This is a genomic window from Streptococcus alactolyticus (genome assembly GCF_042649785.1).
Classification (GTDB): Bacteria; Bacillota; Bacilli; order Lactobacillales; family Streptococcaceae; genus Streptococcus; species Streptococcus alactolyticus.
On the sequence record NZ_JBHRZX010000001.1, the window covers coordinates 34263 to 50916 of the forward strand.

16 protein-coding genes and 4 pseudogenes are annotated in these 16654 nt (G+C 37.6%); 19 read left to right on the forward strand and 1 reads right to left on the reverse strand.

Annotation, left to right across the window (positions count from 1 at the left end; genetic code table 11):
- Positions 1-9 precede the first annotated feature (9 nt).
- Both ACFORE_RS00200 and ACFORE_RS08660 read left to right on the forward strand, forming a co-directional pair.
- Positions 10-158, forward strand: a pseudogene (locus ACFORE_RS00200) (CAT RNA binding domain-containing protein); the annotation flags it as partial.
- A gap of 45 nt (positions 159-203) precedes the next feature.
- Positions 204-1477 (forward strand): annotated as a pseudogene (locus ACFORE_RS08660) (glucose PTS transporter subunit IIA); the annotation flags it as partial.
- A 49-nt stretch (positions 1478-1526) separates the two neighbouring features.
- On the opposite strand, the gene ACFORE_RS00225 reads toward ACFORE_RS08660, so the two are convergent.
- Positions 1527-2396 (reverse strand): AraC family transcriptional regulator, encoded by an 870-nt coding sequence (locus ACFORE_RS00225; protein ID WP_235280741.1) that lies wholly within the window; start codon positions 2394-2396, stop codon positions 1527-1529.
- Between the two features lie 161 nt (positions 2397-2557).
- On the opposite strand from ACFORE_RS00225, the gene ACFORE_RS00230 reads away from it, so the two are divergent.
- From ACFORE_RS00230 to ACFORE_RS00310, 17 genes and pseudogenes are all read left to right on the forward strand, one after another.
- Positions 2558-2854: a phasin family protein gene (locus ACFORE_RS00230; protein WP_154455001.1), complete on the forward strand. Its 297-nt coding sequence runs from the start codon at positions 2558-2560 to the stop codon at positions 2852-2854.
- Between the two features lie 9 nt (positions 2855-2863).
- Positions 2864-4432, forward strand: a complete 1569-nt coding sequence (locus ACFORE_RS00235; protein ID WP_380434870.1) for an ABC1 kinase family protein — start codon at positions 2864-2866, stop codon at positions 4430-4432.
- Positions 4433-4541: 109 nt separating this feature from the next.
- On the forward strand, positions 4542-5975 hold the full coding sequence (locus ACFORE_RS00240) for a 6-phospho-beta-glucosidase (protein ID WP_264879435.1): 1434 nt from the start codon (positions 4542-4544) through the stop codon (positions 5973-5975).
- 98 nt (positions 5976-6073) lie between these two features.
- Positions 6074-6313 (forward strand): SemiSWEET transporter, encoded by a 240-nt coding sequence (locus tag ACFORE_RS00245; RefSeq protein ID WP_014334819.1) that lies wholly within the window; start codon positions 6074-6076, stop codon positions 6311-6313.
- A gap of 179 nt (positions 6314-6492) precedes the next feature.
- A complete protein-coding gene (locus tag ACFORE_RS00250; RefSeq protein ID WP_264879434.1) occupies positions 6493-6651 on the forward strand; it encodes a hypothetical protein in 159 nt (52 codons plus the stop codon).
- Positions 6638-6799 (forward strand): hypothetical protein, encoded by a 162-nt coding sequence (locus ACFORE_RS00255; RefSeq protein ID WP_264879433.1) that lies wholly within the window; start codon positions 6638-6640, stop codon positions 6797-6799. The genes ACFORE_RS00250 and ACFORE_RS00255 overlap by 14 nt, the downstream gene beginning before the upstream one ends.
- A gap of 164 nt (positions 6800-6963) precedes the next feature.
- Positions 6964-7293 (forward strand): hypothetical protein, encoded by a 330-nt coding sequence (locus tag ACFORE_RS00260; protein ID WP_020916865.1) that lies wholly within the window; start codon positions 6964-6966, stop codon positions 7291-7293.
- Between the two features lie 8 nt (positions 7294-7301).
- Positions 7302-7649 (forward strand): hypothetical protein, encoded by a 348-nt coding sequence (locus ACFORE_RS00265; protein WP_264879432.1) that lies wholly within the window; start codon positions 7302-7304, stop codon positions 7647-7649.
- Positions 7650-7883: 234 nt separating this feature from the next.
- Complete coding sequence (locus ACFORE_RS00270; protein ID WP_264879431.1) at positions 7884-8201, forward strand: PTS cellobiose transporter subunit IIB; 318 nt, start codon at positions 7884-7886, stop codon at positions 8199-8201.
- Positions 8202-8251: 50 nt separating this feature from the next.
- On the forward strand, positions 8252-10225 hold the full coding sequence (locus tag ACFORE_RS00275) for a BglG family transcription antiterminator (RefSeq protein WP_264879430.1): 1974 nt from the start codon (positions 8252-8254) through the stop codon (positions 10223-10225).
- Positions 10226-10243: 18 nt separating this feature from the next.
- Entirely contained in the window at positions 10244-10558 is a 315-nt protein-coding gene (locus ACFORE_RS00280) for a PTS cellobiose transporter subunit IIA (protein ID WP_020916861.1), read from the forward strand.
- Positions 10559-10580: 22 nt separating this feature from the next.
- Positions 10581-11093 carry a hypothetical protein gene (locus ACFORE_RS00285; RefSeq protein WP_020916860.1) on the forward strand — a complete coding sequence of 171 codons (513 nt, stop codon included), beginning with the start codon at positions 10581-10583 and terminating at the stop codon, positions 11091-11093.
- Positions 11094-11133: 40 nt separating this feature from the next.
- A complete protein-coding gene (gene celB / locus ACFORE_RS00290) occupies positions 11134-12459 on the forward strand; it encodes a PTS cellobiose transporter subunit IIC (RefSeq protein ID WP_264879429.1) in 1326 nt (441 codons plus the stop codon).
- Positions 12460-12607: 148 nt separating this feature from the next.
- The gene (locus ACFORE_RS00295) at positions 12608-13426 is read left to right on the forward strand and encodes a Cof-type HAD-IIB family hydrolase (protein ID WP_294422438.1); all 819 of its coding nucleotides are present in this window, start codon (positions 12608-12610) and stop codon (positions 13424-13426) included.
- A 25-nt stretch (positions 13427-13451) separates the two neighbouring features.
- A complete protein-coding gene (locus ACFORE_RS00300; protein WP_264879427.1) occupies positions 13452-14105 on the forward strand; it encodes a GDSL-type esterase/lipase family protein in 654 nt (217 codons plus the stop codon).
- 95 nt (positions 14106-14200) lie between these two features.
- Positions 14201-15713: pseudogene (locus tag ACFORE_RS00305) on the forward strand (glycoside hydrolase family 1 protein).
- A 153-nt stretch (positions 15714-15866) separates the two neighbouring features.
- A pseudogene (locus ACFORE_RS00310) lies at positions 15867-16654 on the forward strand (hypothetical protein); the annotation flags it as partial.

The window sequence follows — 16654 nt, forward strand, 5'->3', positions numbered from 1 at the left end:
GTTTCTGATATGAACATTATCAAAGTTTATAATAACAATGTGGTTTTGGCGAAAAATGACCAGGATGAAGAACTCATTGTTATGGGAAAGGGGCTTGGTTTTCAGAAAAAACGGGCGATGCTATTGCCCCTCTTTTGATTGAAAAGACTTTTGTTTTGTGAAATGAAGGGGCTAGTGATGAATTAACACGGTTTTATTTGGAATTGTCATCATCAGGGGCTTACCTATCAACTGTTATGTCAAGTATTTTAGCAGTTTGGTTGGCATCAATGATTGAAAAAGGCATTAAGAACATCAGGCCTGATCTGGTCAAACTCTTTGTGGTACCATTTTTGACAATTATTGTCACTGCTCTTTTAACCTTCCTAGTGGTTGGTCCGATTGCTAATCTCCTAACGGACTGGCTATCTCTAGGATTCCAAACAATTTTGAACTTCAACTCAGTTCTTTATGGTTTCTTCTTGGGAGCATTGTGGCAAGTATTGGTTATGTTTGGTTTGCACTAGGCTCTTGTTTCACTTGCTATCATGAACATTACTATAAATGGTTATTCTTGCTATTCTTTTGGATCATGTCTGCCAAACTTCACTCAAACAGGTGTTCTTGAAGCGATTATTCTTAAAACCAAAGAACCAAAAGTTCGCACGATTTCAATGCCAGCCTTCATTTCATCAGTTTTTGGTGTAACCGAACCGGATAATTATGGTGTGACGCTTCCAATGAAACATCGTTCTTCATCTCATATTTCGTTTTAGGTATTGCCGGTGCTTTGGAAATATTCTTCAAAGTGTATAGCTATAGCACTAGAGTATTTGGAATCTTCCAATATCCAGCTTATATTAAGTCAGAAATGGGTGATATGTTTGATATGTGGATTATGATTAGACTTTCAGTGATTGCCATTGTTCTTGCCTTCACTATCCAAATGTTTGTTCTAGTACCATACCTTTACGGCTAACCAAAAGAAGAAAAGACACAAGCTGTGGTTGAACCAGTCCATAACTTGAAAGAATTCCAACAAGAAATCATTGCTAGCCCAATGACAGGGAAAGTAGTGAAACTTGAAGATGTGCCAGATGAAGTTTTTGCGACAGGTGCGATGGGTAAAGGTATTGCCATTGACCCAGCAGACGGTATCGTATCATCGCCTGTTGATGGTGAAGTCACTCTTGTCTTCCCAACAGAACACGCCCGTTGGCCTACGCACAGAAAGCAGTGTCGAATTGCTCATTCACGTAGGTATGGATATGGTTTTTCTTGATGGTAAAGGCTTTACAACCTTTGTCAAAGCAGGGGATAAGGTTCAAGCTGGTAAAAACTTACTAGATTTTGATTTGAAAGCCATCCGCGATGCAGGCAGGCTTTACCAGTTATCTCACCGATTATCGTTACCAATTCGACAGACTTCAGTTATGTGCTAACCACACAAGATGCAACGGTAATAGCTGGTGATTACCTCCTAACGGCACTAGCTTAAAAATAGAGCAAAACAAAAAGCATGATTGAGTATCATGCGTTTTTTGGTGTCACGATTTGTGAGAATGCGTGAATTTTTTACGGTATTGACTTGGGGTTAATTGGTAATAACGCTTGAATTGGCGGTTAAAATTAGACAGATTATTAAAGCCGACATCCGTCGCGATATCTAAAATAGAATGCGATGTGTTGATGAGCAATTCACTGGCCTTATTGAGTCGTACTTGAATGACAAATTCAGTACAAGAAACCCCTGTTTGTTGCTTGAAAAGGGTCATGAAATGGCTCTTGCTATACCCCATAAAATGAGAGAGGTAATCAATAGACAAATTCTTTTGGTAATTGTGGTTGATGTGGTCAATCAACTGACGAATTTGCTCGTTTTTACGATAGGCATCATCTGTCGTTTTTTGAACAACATAATGATGGTAAAACAAGAGATAAAGAAATTCGTTGATTTTTGATTTGAGAGAGAGTTCAAAATGGCGGTCTTTATTGGCAGACAGCTCAAAAATGGTAAACAAACAACGTTTAATCTCATCATAGCCTCCCATGCCTGGTTGAATCCGCGGAACAAATTGGTAAAGACTGGATTGCAAGGGTTGCAAGTAACGAATGCTGACATGGTCAACTGTTGAATGGCCAATCATATCCAAATGAAAGCGGAAAGTATCCGTCACATGGGTTTGATTTTCCAAAGGATGAATAGAGTGCATACCATTTGGACGGATGAGGATAATATCACCTGCCTGACTGTCAAAATAATCGTAGTCAATATGAAAACGAGCTGACCCCTCATAAATGTAATTGATTTCTATTTCGGGATGCCAATGAAATAAAATATCTGGACGTCCTGACTCCACGACCGTTCGATAATAGTCGTAAGGAAGTAAGGACTTGTGTTCTGAATTAGTTGTCATAGTCAAACACCTTAATCATATGATAGTATTATATGATCATTATAACAAAAAACGAAAGAGATAACAGATTTGAACAGTGGTCCCCTTAGCTATTTTGCTTTAAAAGTAGTAAAATAAAGGGGTATAAGATGTATTGTCACATGATGTAAGGAGGAAGTATCATGAATGAATTGAAAAATGTATTATTGGCTGGTATTGGATTAACATCTATGACCTTAGAAAAAGCAGATACTTTTGTTAAGGATTTGGTGCAAAAGGGACGTTTAACCGTTGATGAAGGCAAAGAACTTCAAACCGAATTAAAACGCAAGAGTAGAGACCAAGCTGAAGATTTGTTGACGCAATTAGACGTCAAAACAAAACCTGTGCAATACGCCACTAAGGCAGATATCGCGCGTCTAGAAGAAAAATTAGATGCCTTATTGACCAAGGCACCAAACGATGACGACAAAGAGTAAGGACAGTTTATGTCGAATAAGCGCCTAAGAGAAATTATAGGAGTCTTTAGTGCAGTTGGCCTCACAACCTTAAAAGAAAAAGGAAAGCCCTTAAAAGACAAGTCCACACCACGAAAACTGCGCCTTGCTTTTGAGAAACTGGGCCCTAGTTTTATCAAAATCGGGCAAATTCTCTCCACTAGAAGTGACCTTTTGCCAGATGTTTACATCAAAGAACTCAGCAAGCTTCAAAATGATGTCATTCCGCTGCCGCAAGAGGAAATGTTGGCTGCTATCAAGGCAGAGTTACCTGTGCCAATGTCAGAAGTTTTTGCAGAGATTGGCACAACACCACTAGCCAGTGGTTCGGTGGCACAAACAGTGCGTGCGACCTTGGTTGATGGGCAACAAGTGGTTATCAAAATCCAGCGGCCGCATTTGCCTGAAATCATTAATGAGGATCTCAACCTTCTGATTCGATTGTCGCGTTTTATTCCCAAAGGCATTTTGCCCATGGTGAATTTTGGGGAGGTCTTTGAACAATTAAAAGAGAGTCTAAGTAGAGAGATTGATTTTCGCAATGAAGCGCAGGCCATTCAGACCTTTTCTGACTTAAACAAATCAGTTGCCTGCATTGCTACGCCCCGTTTATTTGATTCCTACACAACGCCTCGTATGCTAGTGGAGGAATACGTTGAAGGCATTCCCATCAATCATTATGATGAGTTGGTAAAGGCGGGCTATGATTTAGAGGACATTGGTAAAAAGCTGATGTTAAGCTTTATCAAGCAAGTCTTTAAGGACGGGTACTTTCATGGTGACCCTCACCCAGGAAATCTGCTGATTTCTGAAGGCAAAATCTATTTCATTGACTTTGGGATCATCGGCCAACTGGAAAATGATATGCGCGTGGCGCTCAACGATATTTTGTATAGTTTTACGGCTCAAGATGTTGAGGGCATGATGCAAGGAATTTTGGCGGTGACTAGCTTTGATTCCACTCTCAGCAAAACCGATTTGGCTCAAGATGTGGAGCGGATGTTGGCTAAATATTCTAATTTGGATTTGGGCAATCTATCCCTGACTGATTTGATAGAAGATTTGCTAGATGTGTTTGTCAAAAACGATTTGAAAGCATCGCCCAAGATTACCATTTTAGAAAAAGCTGCTCTGCAAATTGAAGGCGTTTTCCGTGAATTAGCTCCAGAAGTTGACCTCATGACCCTTGCTAAGAATTATTTCCTAGAAAATATGGGACCTGACATGCTTAAGCAAGCTTTGAACAAAGAAACCTTGCTTATCGAGCTATTTTATCAACTAAAAAATGGTAAGAATATCCCGCGTCGTCTCAATCAACTCTTGGAACAAGTCTTAAATGGACGTATTTTAGTTAACCATGATTTATACGATTACACCAACCGTATTAAGTTTTTTAATCGTGTGGTTAACCGCTTTGTTTTGAGTTTGCTCTTTTTTGCCGTATTGATAAGTGCTGTGATTTTGAGTTTTAATCAAAACTTAGAAATCCTATCAAATGGCCTTTTTGTCTTAGCTTTGTTGCTCTTTTTGTGGGACTTAGTCCTCATTCTCAAAAAATGAAAAACTAACTAGATAGAAGGAATTTCCTAATGACTTAGGAAATTTTTTCTATTTTTATTTTTGTAACCGCTTGCTATAATGACAGTGTATTAAACAAGGAGGATATGTAATGGCTAAGTTACCAGATAATTTTTTGTGGGGTGGTGCAGTTGCTGCTCACCAACTTGAAGGTGGATGGAAAGAAGGAGGAAAAGGACTCAGTGTTGCTGACGTGATGACAGCTGGTCGTCATGGTGTTCCTCGTGAAATCACTGACGGTGTGGTTGAAGGTAAATATTATCCAAACCACGAAGCGATTGATTTCTATCACCACTATAAAGAAGATATTGCTTTGTTTGCTGAAATGGGCTTCAAATGCTTCCGTACATCAATTGCATGGACACGTATTTTCCCAAATGGTGATGAATTAGAACCAAATGAAGCAGGTTTGCAATTCTACGATGATTTATTTGACGAATGCTTAAAACACGGTATCGAACCTGTTGTTACTTTGTCTCACTTTGAATTGCCATATCACTTGGTTAAAGAATATGGTGGTTTCACAAACCGTAAATTAGTTGATTTCTTTGTTCGTTTTGCAGAAACATGCTTCCGTCGCTACAAAGACAAAGTTAAATATTGGATGACTTTCAATGAAATCAATAACCAAGCAAACTATCAAGAAGATTTTGCACCATTTACAAACTCTGGTATTGTCTACAAAGAAGGCGATGACCGCGAAGCGATTATGTATCAAGCTGCTCATTATGAATTGGTAGCATCTGCGCGTGCGGTTAAAATTGGTCATGAAATCAACCCTGATTTTCAAATTGGTTGTATGATTGCCATGTGTCCAATTTACCCTGCAACATGTAATCCAAAAGATATTCTAATGGCACAAAAAGCCATGGAAAAACGTTATTACTTCACTGATGTGCATGTTCATGGTTTCTACCCAAATCATATTCTTAAATACTGGGAACGTAAAGGTATCAATGTTGATGTGACTGAAGAAGACTTAGCAGATTTGAAAGAGGGAACTGTTGATTACATCGGATTCTCATACTACATGTCATTTGCAATCGATTCTCACCGCGAAAACAACCCTTACTTTGACTACCTTGAAACAGAAGATTTGATTAAAAATAAATACGTCAAAGCATCTGAATGGGGTTGGCAAATTGATCCAGAAGGTCTTCGTTATAGCCTGAATTGGTTTACTGATATGTACCACTTGCCACTTTTCATCGTGGAAAATGGTTTTGGTGCTATTGACCAAGTAGAAGAGGATGGCATGGTTCACGATGATTATCGTATTGATTACCTTGGTGCTCACATCAAAGAAATGATTAAAGCTGTCGACGAAGACGGTGTTGATTTGATGGGATACACTCCATGGGGTTGTATCGATCTTGTCTCAGCAAGTACAGGTGAAATGCGCAAACGTTATGGTTTCATCTATGTTGATAAAGATGACGAAGGTAACGGTACTTACAAACGTACACCAAAATTGTCATTTGATTGGTATAAGAAAGTCATTGCTTCTAACGGTGAAGAAGTCTAAAGTTATCCATTAAGTTATTATTTTGAAACCTTTGTGGGGGGTGTAATCTCTTACCCTACGAAGGTTTTTACATGATTATAAGAAGAGAGTAGGTCTTTATGATTGGGTATATTGCGGCTTGTTTGACAACATTTGGTTTTTTGCCACAAATGATCAAGGTTTTAAAAACCAAAGACGTTGAATCCATTTCACTTGGCATGTATACCATGTCAGTCACTGGGATGGCATTGTGGTTGGCACATGGAATTTCTGTTTCAGATCCAGCTTTAATTGTTGCCAATACCATCTCAGTTGCCTTAGCAGGAATTATCCTTATTTGTAAAATAATTTATAAATAATTTTTAAAAGTCTTTGAAATGTTGTTGTATCAATGTTTTGGAGACTTTTTTGCAAAAGTTTTTCAGTAGATTCTTCCTATTTAATTTCTGAAAAGAAACCTTACAGAAAATAATTGACAGGGCTTTCAAAAAGGATTATAGTAATCGTATAATTTGAGTGTTCCGCTAGGAACAAGGATGTGAGGGTTATTACGGTGACGATTTTAGCAATTGTTTTTGGAATTTTGTTAATCTTCGCGATTGTTCGTGTTGTTCAAATCAAAATGGGCGTGACCAAACGCTTTGGTTACCATTACCATGCATCATGGACTGAAGTTACCAGATTTGATAAAAAATGATAATCTTGGAGGAAAGATTAAGATTATTTCAGCAACAGACGACACTTGCAAGGTACAATCACAGATTAATGATACCGAACTGAAAACAACTTTGATGAAGGATTATCAACTGGATTCAACTCAGGTGTCTGTCGAGATTACTCAGTAAATCGTATGCCAGTTGTGAAGGTTTATTTTTAAGGGATGGCTAAAACTATTTAGAAAAAATACAACTAACAATTTTATGTTAATATTTATGACATTTTTTCTTTAAAATAATTGTTTTTTTGAAGTTTAAAAAAATACTTCAAAAAAACAGGTTAAAGGAGATTAATGACGTTGAAAGTTTTATTGATTGTTTTGCTTATTGCACTTATTGTAGCTGGTGTATACAGCGTTAGAAATCAACTTTGGGTAGCAAAAACATTTGGTTGTGATTATGTGGTCGTCATGAAAGATGGTGCAAAACTACCTGATTTAGCAAGCATTGCCAACCTTAAAGGAAAAGTTAGAGTTGTCGGCTCATCAGATGATACTTGTAGCGTTCAATCACATCTCAACGATGTGGAATTGAAAAAGGTTTTGATGGCAGATTATCACTTGTCAGACGAAGAAGTTTATATCCGCCCAGCCCAACTATCAGGTGCCCTTGGTATGATGTAGTTTAGGAGATGACGAATAAGAGCATTAAATGGGTTATTATTATCGTATTTTTAGTTCTGATTGTTCTTGTTTACTTTTTGCCTAGCAAATATCGAAAAGTTTATGATAGTCAAGGTCAACGAATGAGTGGTCCATATATCATCACCTCTTCAAATCCTAATGAGCTTCCTGATATTTTAGCTAATCAAAAGATTGCTGATACGATTCAAGTGCTTTACAAAGACTCAAAAAGCTATCGCGTTTATTCTATAATGAACGATGAAAAATTGAAAAAGCTAATTATTGATGAGTTAGGCTTGCAACAAAATCAAGTTTCTGTGAATTATACAAAATTATTTATTCCTGAATTCTTTTAAGATAGTCAGACTAGTTTTCCCTAGTCTGGTTCTTTTTTTCTAAAAACACTGAAGATTTACAGCAAATTTCCGTAGTGATTGTAGTTTGATTACGGAAAGAGTTGTATCTAAACGGAAATTTTCCGTAGTGGTCTTATTTTTTTCCGCATCACATAGGAAAAAGAAAGTGTTTACATAATGATGACGTTTTCATATAATATCAGTGTAAATAAAAAACAAAGGAGATTAAACGTTATGGCTAAACAAGCTTTAATTATCTGTGCAGGCGGTATGTCATCATCAATGATTGCTAAAAAAACAATGAAATATCTTCAAGAAAAAGGTGAAGACATTGAAATGGATGCTGTTGGGGTTCCAGAAGGACAAAAACGTATCGAAGCTGATAAATACGATTTGTACCTTGTCAGCCCACAAACTAAAATGAACTTTAAACAATTGGCAGATGCAGCTGCTAAAACAAACAAACCAATCGTTCAAATTCCACCACAAGCTTACATTCCAATCCCAATGGGTATTGAAAAAATGGCAGCTTTGGTAAAAGAAAACATCTAATGCCCGTTGTGATATAATAGTTCTAATGGTACTTGGAGGTGTCCTTTTCTGTGTTAAATAAAAAAGAAAAGCAGATTATTCAATATCTTATTAAAGATAAGGATAAATTCGTTACTAGTAAAGAACTAGCAGCGCAATTAGGATGTTCGGATAGAACAATTAGAACTTACTATAAAACACTTGTTGAAAAATTAGATTTTTACTCAGGCATTGATTTGATTTCCAAACAAGGTTACGGCTACAAGTTAGACATCGTAGATGATGATACTTATGCTGATTTCTTAGAAGAAAATCATATCAATGCCCATCACAATAACTACCAAAACATTACTGATATCAGTGATCGTTACAATTATCTGCTAAATAAACTTTTGTTTGAACAAAATGAAATTTATTTTGATGATTTAGCTGATAAGTTGTTTGTTAGTCGATCAACATTATCTAGTGATTTTAAAAAGATAAGACAAAAATTTAAACCTTATCATTTGAAAATTGAAAGCAAAGCCAATAAAGGGGTTTACGTCTTAGGACAAGAACGTGATAAACGTCGTTTCATCATGGATTACTTTATTGATTCTGGTTTTATTAACACCATGCATTCATATGTTGACAATGAGCTGCTTAATCAAAAGATTTCTTTTGAAGAGTTAACCATCATTGTTCTGGATGAATGTCGGGAAGGTGGTCTTAAATTATCAGACTTTGTGATTCAAAATCTAGTCATCCACATTGCTTTAGCGATTCGTCGCATTACCGAAGGTTTTCGCATTAGCAAGGTGTCAGAAGATGAACTGGTACTGAGAGGTTTGGCAGAACGTCAAATTGCTGAAAATATTTTAAAACGTGTTTCAGTATCTACGCACATTGATTTTCCAGCAGATGAAGTTGATTACATTACTCTCCACTTGGTTTCAAAAGGTCACGGGAGTGCTTGTCACATTTCAGAAGTTTTGCAAGAGCAGATACGTCAGGAATTGATTGACAGTATTGACCAAATTAATCCAACTGTTAAGAATGACTTCCAATTGATTGAGGGCTTACTTGCTCATCTATCAACTATGTTCATTCGCTTGCAAAGTAGGGTTGTTATGGAAAACCCTTTGACAGCGGAAATTAAAGCCAATTATCGCGACATGTATCAACTAGCTGAACGTGTTGTAGCTAATATGCCAACTTTCAGTGCTTACACTTTATCACCAGATGAAATCGCCTACATTGCTCTGCATTTTATGGCTGCCAAAGAAAGATACAAAGAACAACGTAAATACAATGTTCTTGTCATCTGTGCTACGGGATACGGCAGTGCTCAAATGCTTAAGAGCCGAATTGAAAACGAGCTCGGGAACTTGGTTTCGATTACGGATGTGATTGGTTATTATGAAATCAACGATGAAAAGTTAAAAGGAATTGATTTTATCGTTTCTTCTATTGCCTTATCAAACTTGATTTTCAATATTCCAGTCTTTACGGTTTCAGTTTTCTTAAATGATGAAGAGTTAAAGGATATTAAACAGGGAATCTCTAATTTGAATAGGTCTTTAGCAAATGTAGAAAATCGTCAATCAGAACTCAGTGTAAGCGATGTGTTTGATGATTACTTCTCAGAAGACTATTTCTTTCTACTATCGGACGCTTCAAAAGAAGAGGTATTGCAAAAACTAGCTCAGAGCATTTCACAAAATGAAAATGAGCAATTTGAGGAACGACTTCTTAATATGATGAAACAGCGGGAATCTATGAGTTCCATTGTATTCGGGAAAAATATTGCCGTACCTCATCCTTTGAAAGCCGTCGGTAGCAAACATCATTTTGCGGTAGCAATTGTCAAAAATGGTGTGAAATGGGATGAACAATATCTATCAATCAAAATTATCTTTTTAATGTCAATGTCAATTCATGATAATGATGGACTACCAGAGTTGACATCTGCCATTTTTGATTTGGTTGATAATCCAAAACTTCAAGAACAAATGTTAGCTTGCCAATCATTTGATGAATTTAAAAAAATATTTTTAACGATTTAAAAAGGAAGTAGGAGTTATATGAATTCAGAAGAATTGCAAGTTGCAGCATTTGAGATTATCTTAAATTCTGGTAACGCACGTTCAATCGTCCACGAAGCATTCGATGCGATGCGTGAAGGAAACTATGCCTTAGCAGAAGAAAAGTTAAAAGAATCAAATGACGAATTATTAAAAGCCCACCAATCACAAACACACTTGCTCCAAGAGTATGCAGGTGGTAAAGAAGTTAATGTTGAAATCATCATGGTTCATGCTCAAGACCACTTGATGACTACAATGACTCTTCGTGAAGTTGGACTTGAAATGTTAGAATTATACAAAAAAATTGGTTAGTTAGTCAAGAAAGGAGATAGCTATGGCTGCTTTAACAGAAAAGGAAAAAAGAGAATTAGATGCTACAAGACGTGAAAACGGGATTAAAAACATGTATTACACACGATACTTTCTCATTCGTTACGTCGTTGCCTTCTTCTTTTTCATCAATCTCTACTGGATTTTGATGTTCTTATCTGCTAGTAACTTCAGTCTAGTTATCATTCCAGTTCTTATGGCTGCCTTTGGTGCCATTTGTATGTGGGAACAATCGCGAATGTATTCAAGGGAACAAAAACCTGCGATTAAGACGCAATTTTATTTCCAAATAATCATTGCTTTAAATACCATTTTAATTATTGCCACTGTATTTAAGCAATATCATAGTTTTTATCCATTCTTATCTGAAAATGGTACAACTCAAGTTTTTCTCATCGTGATGCTTTTACTTGGGATTATGATTTCATCATGGATGTTAGTAAAAATCGCTCGTATCAATCGTAATTCAGATAAACAATACTATCGCATTCAAAAATATTTGGCATCAATCAATTAGTTAACAACAAACATTCAACAGTTTTTAGGAGGAGAAGAAAATGTTTGAATTTTTAGAAAAGCACTTGATGGGGCCGATGGCTAAAATATCTGCTTGGCGTCCTGTTCGTGCAATTGTTGCCGCTGGTATGGCAAGTATTCCGTTTACTATCGTCGGATCTATGTTCCTTGTCTTGAGCATTATCCCACAAGCCTTTCCAATTCCTGCCTTAACATCAATTTGGGCAAACTCAGTTGATAAAATTGCACCTCTTTACTTGCAAGCTTACAACTGTACAATGGGTATCTTGTCTCTATACTTTGCCATTGTTATTGGTTATGAGTATACAAAAATCTTTGCTGATGAAGAAGATTTGAACGTTGATCCAGTATACGGTGCTCTACTTTCAGTATTTGCCTTCTTCTTGACAATTCCAGAATTGCTTGTTAAAAATGGTGCATTTGACTACTTGAACGTCAAAGGTGCTACAATCAATGGTTGGACTGTTGGTGGTAACAGCTTGGCTCGTTTGTCAACATCTGGTATGTTTACAGCAATCTTAATGTCTATCCTTGCTGTTCAACTTTACCGTGTATGTATCAAACGTAACTGGGTTGTTAAAATGCCAGATGCTGTACCATCAGGTGTTTCTCGCTCATTCTCAGCTTTGATTCCATGTGCTTTCGTAGCTCTTGTTGTTCTTGTTATCGATGGTGTATTCATCGCTCTTGGTACTGATATCTACAACGTTGTTGCTATTCCATTTGGTTTCGTTCGTCACATCGCAAACTCTTGGCTTGGTATTGTGGTTATTTACCTTCTTGTTCACGTTTTGTGGATTGTAGGTATCCACGGTGCTAACATCGTCATGAGTCTTGTTACCCCAATCCTTTTGTCAAACATGGCAGAAAACGTTGACGGAGCTCACATTGCCTTTGCAGGTGAATTCACAAACTCATACGTTATCATGGGTGGTTCTGGTGCAATGCTTCTTGCTTGTGTATGGCTTGCAGTAGCAGCTAAATCATCACAACTTAAAATGCTTGGTCGTGCAGCTATGGTTCCTGCAATCTTCAACATCAACGAACCGTTGATCTTTGGTCTTCCTGTTGTTTACAACCCAATTCTTGCCCTTCCATTCATTATCGCACCAATCGTATCTGCTTCAATCGCATACTGGTCAATCAAACTTGGCTTTGCCGCAGTATCAATCATCCAAACTCCATGGCCAACTCCAATCGGTCTTGGTGCTTACATCGGAACTGGTGGTAACATCGGTGCCGTTATCACAGCTCTTGTCTGTGCCCTAGCAGCATTCTTTGTTTGGTTCCCATTCCTTAAAATGTACGATTTGAAACTTCTCAAAGAAGAAAGCGTAGGAGCTTAATAAAAATTAAGAGCGGGTGTTACCCGTTCTTTTTTGTCTTGAAATGAAAGGGAGGTTAGATTTTTTCGTGTCATAGTATCATTTTTTCTGAATATACTCAAAGCTTTTTTCAGAAAGCTAGCGTATAATAGGGGACAAGGAGGGTGTTATGATAGTAAAAGTAATTGCAACCGATATGGACGGAACCTTTTTAACAGATAAAAAGACTTATGACAAGGTTTTATTTGAGCGTTTGTTTGATCATTTTATGGCAGAAGGCATCAAATTCGTGGTGGCAAGTGGTAATCAGTATCGTCAGATTATCCAACAATTTCCCAAACATAAACATCTAATGTCTTTTGTGGCTGAAAATGGCGGTCACATCATTGAAAATGGTCGAACTTTGCAGGAAGAATTTGAAACAGTAGAAGCTATCTCAGCTTTGGTTAATTATATCGAGAAACATTATCCTGATACGGTGATTAACTTGGCAGGAAAGTCATCGTCATACTTGCCAAAGTCGACACCGAAAAAAATTAAGGATTTGCTTAGCTATTATTTGCCTGTTTTAAAATACGTTGATAATCTACATCCAATTCCTGATGATGATTATTTTAAAGTCACTTTACTGGTTCGTGATGAATTGACCTTCCAAGTGAGAGATGAAATTAACACTTTATTTGCGGATTATCAACTAACGGCAACCTCTAGTGGTTTTGGTTGTATTGATGTCATTCCATCGCATGTGCATAAAGGAACTGGCCTTGATTTCTTGCTCAATCACTGGGGCTATGGTCCTGAAAATCTGATGGTTTTTGGTGATGGTGGCAATGATATTGAGATGTTAAAACTGGCGAAATACTCTTTTGCTATGGCAAATGCTCCACAGGAAATTAAAAATGTAGCCAGCTATCAAGCTCCGTCAAATCAAGAAAATGGTGTCTTACAAGTCTTAGCTAATCATTTTTTGAACGAGGGTGATTCGTGATAGAATAGTCACAAAAGGAGAAACTATGACTGATTTTCAAGAACTATATCACAAAGCTGATGTGACAGAATTTCGCAACAAAGTTTTAGCTGACCAACAAGTACAGTTGTGGGAAAAATACGACGCTTTGAACAAACTGGTAAAACAGCCAAATATTGTCTTTGCTGGAGATTCTATCACTGAATATTTTCCAATTCACGAAATGCTGATATCTAATTTTCCGCTTTATAACCGTGGTGTTCATGGGATTAACAGTTTGCAGCTCTTAGAACATCTGCATACGCAGGTTTTAGATTTGCGTCCAAGTAAGGTAGTTTTGCTCATTGGGGTTAATGATTTAAAGATCAGACATCCAGAAGAAGTGTGTGAAACAATTGAGACAATCATGGCTACTATTCAACAAAAATTGCCTGAAACTGAGATTATCTTACTTTCTGTCTTTCCAATGAATGAGTCACCAAGATTTGTTCGCACACCAAATCATCGTAATAATGATAGCATCAATCAATTAAATAATTTGCTATCTAATTTGTCAAAAAAAAGTGTAACCTACCTCAATATTCACGATTCCTTGTGTGACGAAAGTGGTCATTTGCCACTAACTTGTACAATCGATGGCCTTCACCTTAATATCACTGGTTATCGTGTGGTGTCTGAAATTTTGTCAGTGTATTTGTAGTGGGATGGTATCATTTTCCAAGATAATAATGCAAGATTGCGCTTTCAAATAACGGTATACTATTATTGTACTTAATTGAAAGAGGGAAAAGATATATGACAAAAGCATTTCCAAAAAACTTCCTTTGGGGCGGAGCAATTGCTGCTAACCAAGCCGAAGGTGCTTATGACAAAGATGGTCGAGGACTTGTTGCAACTGATGTGACAACTGGTGGGTCAGTCAATGCGCCACGTTACATGACTTATATCGACAAAGATGGTAACCCTGGTAAAGCGCCAGCTATGGGACATAATGGTAAGATTCCTGAAGGGGCTAAATACGCCGTGCTCGATACAGAGCATTATCCAAACCATGTGGCTGTTGATTTTTATCACCGTTACAAAGAAAGACATTAAGCTGTTTGCTGAAATGGGCTACTCTGTTTTTCGTTTGTCAATTTCTTGGGCTCGTATTTTCCCAAATGGTGTTGACAAAGAGCCTAATCAAGCAGGACTTGATTTCTACCGTTCTGTCTTTGAAGAATGCCGTAAATATAACATTGAACCTTTGGTTTCAATTTGGCATTTTGATACGCCATTAGCACTTGAAGAAAATTATGGCGGTTGGAAAAATCGTAAGCTGATTGATTTTTATGTGCGTTATTGTGAGGTTATTTTTAACGAATACAAAGACTTGGTTAAATACTGGTTAACTTTCAATGAAATCAATAACACAACCATGTTCCTTGATATGTTTGGTTCAAAAGCTAGTGATGCAGATTATCAAGAAGGTTATCAAATTCTTCACCATCAATTTGTAGCATCAGCTAAAGCTGTTCAAATTGGTCATGCCATCAATCCTGATTTCATGATTGGAAATATGATTTGTGGTATTACATTTTATCCTGGCACATGTGATCCAGCAGATATCCTTGCTAATGAACACAAATGGCAATCAGGCATTTACTACTGTGGTGATGTGCAAGCAAAAGGAAAATACGGTACTTATGCCAAACGTCTTTGGAAAGAGCATAATGTTGAACTTCATATCACTGAAGAAGATCTTGAAGATTTGAAACGTGGTACGGTTGATATGTATACTTTCTCATATTATATGTCAAACAACGTGACGACCCACACAGGTGTCGAAGAAGTATCAGGAAACTTCTCAACAGGTGCTAAAAACCCTTATTTGACTTACTCTGACTGGGGTTGGGCACATGACCCAATGGGCTTGCAATATTACCTTGAAAAAATTTATGACCGCTACGCTATTCCATTGATGGTGGTTGAAAATGGTCTTGGTGCCTTTGATACGATTGAAGAAGACGGTTCTATCCACGATGATTATCGTATTGACTACCACCGTGCTCACATCAACGCTATGGCAGATGCGATTACAAATGGTGTGGACCTCATTGGCTACACAACTTGGGGTTGTATCGATATCGTTTCAGCTGGAACAGGTGAAATGCGTAAACGTTACGGTTTCATTTATGTGGATATGGACGATGCAGGCAACGGAACACTCAACCGTACACCAAAAGATAGCTTCTATTGGTACAAAGAGGTTCTGGCGACAAACGGACAAAAAGCCATTGAAGAGGCTGAAAATGCAAGCAAAGACTAGTGAGTCACTGCTCACCAATTAAGCTGGGACGACATGCCCAGCTTTTCTTTTTTATTAGTCAATAAAAGTCAAGCATTTCATTTTTCGGGGATTTTACCAACCTTAAAAATATGTTAAAATAGTAACAAAATGAAAGCTTTTTAAGAGAAGTTTATGAAGACAAAAGGTCATGGAACGATCAAAAAATCAAAAGCTTATGGAGCTATCGGAACTCTTTTATTGTCAGGTGTTTTGGTGGCAGCTATGGGAACAACAGCTGTGCAAGCTGACGAAACGGTAGAAAACTCTTCTGCCACAGAAACTCTTGCTAGCACACTACAAGTCGCAACAGAATCTACTGCTGCCACTGCCACAGATTCAGAAGTCAGTGTTGGGGACACAAAAACTTCTGAAACAGAAGCAAACAAGACGGTTATTTCTGACTCAGCAAAAAGCACAACTCCGGTTGAAGTAGAAAAGACTACAGAAACATCTTCAACCACAGAAAATACAGATGCTGAAGTTGTCAAACTAGCTGAATCTACTGTGCCAGAAAAGACAGAAACAGAAGCTGCTAGTGCGACAAGTGTGCCAGAAAAGACAGAAACAGAAGTTGCTGGTGTAACAACTGAGGCAACAAACGTAGTAGAAGAGAATGAAAACAATTCTACCGAGTCAACAGAAGCAGAAGAAGATTCTACAGAGCCTGCAAAAGAAATGGCAAGCACAGAGGCAACTTCTGAAGAAAGTTCTGCTGAAGAGTTGGTTGCATCAGAAACAGAAGCCAAAGTTATTTCTGAAGATGCTGAAGCTGCTGACCAATCAAAACATGGAGCCACAGGAGGCGGAACTGGAGTAACGGATAGAGTGACCGACGTTTATCTAGGTGGCAACGGTTTCAACATCCAATACAACCAACCAATCGCTGATGGGGCTAAAATCATGTTTGCGGTTTGGTCAGA

What these genes read in the sequence shown, in the direction of transcription:
- ACFORE_RS00225 (WP_235280741.1), bottom strand. Translation starts at nt 2,396, where the DNA reads ATGACAACTAATTCAGAACACAAGTCCTTACTTCCTTACGACTATTAT.
- ACFORE_RS00230 (WP_154455001.1), top strand. Translation starts at nt 2,558, where the DNA reads ATGAATGAATTGAAAAATGTATTATTGGCTGGTATTGGATTAACATCT.
- ACFORE_RS00235 (WP_380434870.1), top strand. Translation starts at nt 2,864, where the DNA reads ATGTCGAATAAGCGCCTAAGAGAAATTATAGGAGTCTTTAGTGCAGTT.
- ACFORE_RS00240 (WP_264879435.1), top strand. Translation starts at nt 4,542, where the DNA reads ATGGCTAAGTTACCAGATAATTTTTTGTGGGGTGGTGCAGTTGCTGCT.
- ACFORE_RS00245 (WP_014334819.1), top strand. Translation starts at nt 6,074, where the DNA reads ATGATTGGGTATATTGCGGCTTGTTTGACAACATTTGGTTTTTTGCCA.
- ACFORE_RS00260 (WP_020916865.1), top strand. Translation starts at nt 6,964, where the DNA reads ATGACGTTGAAAGTTTTATTGATTGTTTTGCTTATTGCACTTATTGTA.
- ACFORE_RS00265 (WP_264879432.1), top strand. Translation starts at nt 7,302, where the DNA reads ATGACGAATAAGAGCATTAAATGGGTTATTATTATCGTATTTTTAGTT.
- ACFORE_RS00270 (WP_264879431.1), top strand. Translation starts at nt 7,884, where the DNA reads ATGGCTAAACAAGCTTTAATTATCTGTGCAGGCGGTATGTCATCATCA.
- ACFORE_RS00280 (WP_020916861.1), top strand. Translation starts at nt 10,244, where the DNA reads ATGAATTCAGAAGAATTGCAAGTTGCAGCATTTGAGATTATCTTAAAT.
- ACFORE_RS00285 (WP_020916860.1), top strand. Translation starts at nt 10,581, where the DNA reads ATGGCTGCTTTAACAGAAAAGGAAAAAAGAGAATTAGATGCTACAAGA.
- celB (WP_264879429.1), top strand. Translation starts at nt 11,134, where the DNA reads ATGTTTGAATTTTTAGAAAAGCACTTGATGGGGCCGATGGCTAAAATA.
- ACFORE_RS00295 (WP_294422438.1), top strand. Translation starts at nt 12,608, where the DNA reads ATGATAGTAAAAGTAATTGCAACCGATATGGACGGAACCTTTTTAACA.
- ACFORE_RS00300 (WP_264879427.1), top strand. Translation starts at nt 13,452, where the DNA reads ATGACTGATTTTCAAGAACTATATCACAAAGCTGATGTGACAGAATTT.